The sequence below is a fragment of the Pinirhizobacter sp. genome (assembly GCF_035317885.1).
GTDB lineage: Bacteria > Pseudomonadota > Gammaproteobacteria > Xanthomonadales > Rhodanobacteraceae > Pinirhizobacter.
Window position 1 is genome coordinate 1 of sequence record NZ_DATHFX010000268.1, and the last position, 3,188, is coordinate 3,188.

3 protein-coding genes are annotated in these 3,188 nt (G+C 65.3%); all 3 read right to left on the reverse strand.

What is annotated here, in order from left to right:
- Window positions 1–581 precede the first annotated feature (581 nt).
- Genes VK519_RS08725 through VK519_RS08735 form a run of 3 tightly spaced genes read right to left on the reverse strand, consistent with a single transcriptional unit; the run spans window position 582 to window position 3,018 of the window.
- On the reverse strand, window positions 582–1,811 hold the full coding sequence (locus VK519_RS08725; protein ID WP_324349081.1) for an RNA polymerase sigma factor: 1,230 nt from the start codon (window positions 1,809–1,811) through the stop codon (window positions 582–584).
- Between the two features lie 31 nt (window positions 1,812–1,842).
- On the reverse strand, window positions 1,843–2,601 hold the full coding sequence (locus VK519_RS08730; protein ID WP_324349078.1) for a YciI family protein: 759 nt from the start codon (window positions 2,599–2,601) through the stop codon (window positions 1,843–1,845).
- A 3-nt stretch (window positions 2,602–2,604) separates the two neighbouring features.
- Window positions 2,605–3,018 (reverse strand): VOC family protein, encoded by a 414-nt coding sequence (locus VK519_RS08735; RefSeq protein ID WP_324349080.1) that lies wholly within the window; start codon window positions 3,016–3,018, stop codon window positions 2,605–2,607.
- Window positions 3,019–3,188 lie beyond the last annotated feature (170 nt).

The window sequence follows — 3,188 nt, forward strand, 5'->3', positions numbered from 1 at the left end:
AGCAGAAGTCGCAAACCGCGCAGGACCTCCAGCTGCAACAGCAGCAGATGCGCCAGAACACTTCGCAGCAACAGCAGCAGCAGCAACAGCAGACGAAGTCCGCGCTGCCGCCGAGCAACTCGGGGTACTAGGCTTCAGCCAGTCGCTGGAAGGTTTGAGGTTTGTCCGATGTGAGATCGGCTGAAACTTTGCGACCCTTACTATGGAAAGTGAGGCGTCGTTTCCGGGATCATTTGCTTGCCGTCGGGACAACTTCCGGCGGTCGGGTGTGGAAACCCGGTAACTGAGGTGGGGTACCGCAGGCGTCTACCTGCGGTACCCGACCTCGCCCCGCTTTCTTTTGCGGCGGGCGACCAGGCGGACTGCTGTCCGGCCGGTTCCTCAGTAACGGTTTTCCACCCTGGCTCGCCCGCCACTCTGAGTGCAAACAGAGTGGCGAATGAGTCAGCGCAGGACGGATGAACCATCGGGTCTCGTGGAAGTGATCCGCGGCTGGCTAACCGGTCACGAACGCCATGAGGTGACCGGGGCTGACAGGCAGCGCATGCCTGGGTGGTTCATTCGTCCGGTCCGTTGGCTCATCAACCTGCGATCAGCTTCTCAGCCGCCGCGGCACGCTCATTCAGCAGATCGCGCTCGCGATCGTTGCGCGTCATCCCCGCGGCGCGATGGAACTCGGCGGCTGCCTCGGCGTGGCGGCCCAGCTTCGACAGAAGGTCCCCACGGACACTGGGCAGCAGGTGATAGCCGCTCAACGCCGGCTCGTCCTTCAGGCGGTCGACGATCTCCAACGCCACCGCCGGTCCCTGCGCCATCGACAGCGCCACGGCACGGTTCAGTTCGATCACCGGTGAAGGCGTCTGCCGCAGCAGCACCTGGTAGAGCGCGTGGATGCGGTTCCAGTCGGTGTCTTCCGGACGCACGGCGCGGGCATGGCAAGCCGCCAGTGCCGCCTGTAATGCGTAGGGTCCGGCGGCACCGCCCAGGCGCTCGGCGGTGGCAAGGGCGGTCAGGCCACGCTGGATCAACAGGCGGTCCCAGCGCGAGCGGTCCTGGTCGAGCAGCAGGATCGGGGTGCCGTCGGCCGCCGTGCGCGCCGACGCACGCGACGCCTGCAATTCCATCAGGGCGACCAGGCCATGGACCTCGCTTTCCAGCGGCATCAGCCCGGCCAGCACGCGGCCCAGCCGCAAGGCTTCGTCGCACAAGGCCGGTCGCATCCAGTCGCCACCAGCGGTGGCGGCATAGCCCTCGTTGAACACCAGGTACACCACGCGCAGCACCGCGGCCAGCCGCGCCTGCAAGGCCTCGCCGCGGGGCACCTCGTAGGCGACCGCGGGATCGGCCAACGCACGCTTGGCGCGCACGATGCGCTGCGCGATGGTGGCCTCCGGTACCAGGAAGGCGCGGGCAATCTCGTCGGTGGAAAGGCCGCCCAGCAGGCGCAAGGTCAACGCGACCTGGGCTTCGGGCGAAAGCACCGGATGGCAGGCGGTGAACACCAGCCGCAGAAGGTCATCGCCGATGTCGTCGTCGAGCGCGGCGAACATGCGCGCCTGCTGCTCGTCGTAAACGTCATCGAGGTCGTGGATGATAGTTTCGTGTTTTTTCTCTGCCAGCACGCGGTGGCGGATGCGGTCGATGGCGCGGTTCCGGGCGGTGGTCATCAGCCACGCGCCGGGCTTATCAGGCACCCCGTCGCGCGGCCACTGCTCCAGCGCCGCTACGAGCGCATCCTGGGCCAGTTCCTCTGCCGTGCCGACATCGCGCAATACACGGGCCAGTGCACCGATGATGCGTGGCGCTTCCATGCGCCACACAGCATCGATCGTCGCGTGGACATCACGGGCCAAACAGTTCTTCCGGCTCGTATAGCTGGCGGATTTCCACGACGGCTGAGTCCTTGCCCGGGAACGGATAGCTTTCGGCCCAGGCAATCGCACCGGCGATGGATGCCGCACGGACGATCCAGAAACCGGCCACCAGTTCCTTCACCTCGGCGAACGGCCCGTCGATCACCTGCGGCTTGCCGCCAGAGAACTTCACGCGCTTGCCGCTCCGGCTGGATTTCAGGCCCTCGCCCGCAACCAGATGCCCGGCTTCCTGGCCGCGGCGGTTGGCGTCGGCCATTTTCGCCAGCACTTCCTTCGGTGGCACGAAGTCGGCTTCGGCAGCGTCGGTGGAGAGCAGCAACACCGCGTAACGACGGCCTTCGCCGGGGGCGGCAGGGTCACCGAAACCAGGCAGACCGCCCGGGCAACCCAGGTCACGTATCTCGATCTCGGCGTTGCCGTGGGCGTCTTCGATGGGCCACTGCTTGAGCCATTCGGCAGCCGCTTCCATGTCAGGCACATCGATCAGGCTGATGCCCGCGATCACTTCGCGCGCCTCGGCAAAAGGCCCGTCGATGACCACGGCCTTGCCGTCCTTGAAAGTGACGCGCACGGCCTGGCTGCTGGGCTTCAGGCCTTCGCCTGCGTAGACCCTGCCCTCCGCCTCCAGCGGACTGAAGTAGTCGCCCATGGCCTGGACCAGCTCAGGCCATGGCTTTACACCGGCTTCGGAGTCGGCGTCGCCACGCCGGAACAGAACGATCTTCATGGGTTATACCGACTCGCCGGCGTTGACCATCCATTCGATGCCATAGCGGTCGGTCAGCATGCCGAACCGCTCGGCCCAGAAAGTTTTCTGAAGGGGCATGGTAACGCTGCCACCTTCGGCCAAGCCGTTGAAGACCCGCTCGGCCTTCTCAAGGTCGGTGAAGTTGAGCGCGAGCGAAAACCCGTGGCTGCCGTTGTTCGGCATCGACGGATGCGCGTCGGATGCCATCAAGGTCTGGCCTTCAAACACCAGCCGCCCGTGCATCACCAGGTTCTTCGCGTCCGCCGAGAGTTCTTCAGCCCCGGGGCCGTCGCCGTAGCGCGACATCATCACGATGTCGCCGCCCAGGATGCGCTGGTAGTGATTGATGGCCTCTTCGCAGGTGCCGCTGTAGAACACGTAAGGACTAAGCTTCATGGTCTTTTCCTTGATATGAATGTGGGTCGGGGCGATCAGTGGCGGGAGGTCAGTTCGGCGCGCTGGCGCTCTTCCTGTTTGCGCAGGTCGTCGGTCAGGACTTCGGCGAAGTCCTCCATCTCGAATATCTGGCGGATCTCGAGCTCGGTGCCCTCTTCCATCGGCGCCCG

Coding starts and splice junctions, on each gene's coding strand:
- VK519_RS08725 (WP_324349081.1), bottom strand. CDS start 1,811: ATGGAAGCGCCACGCATCATCGGTGCACTGGCCCGTGTATTGCGCGAT.
- VK519_RS08730 (WP_324349078.1), bottom strand. CDS start 2,601: ATGAAGATCGTTCTGTTCCGGCGTGGCGACGCCGACTCCGAAGCCGGT.
- VK519_RS08735 (WP_324349080.1), bottom strand. CDS start 3,018: ATGAAGCTTAGTCCTTACGTGTTCTACAGCGGCACCTGCGAAGAGGCC.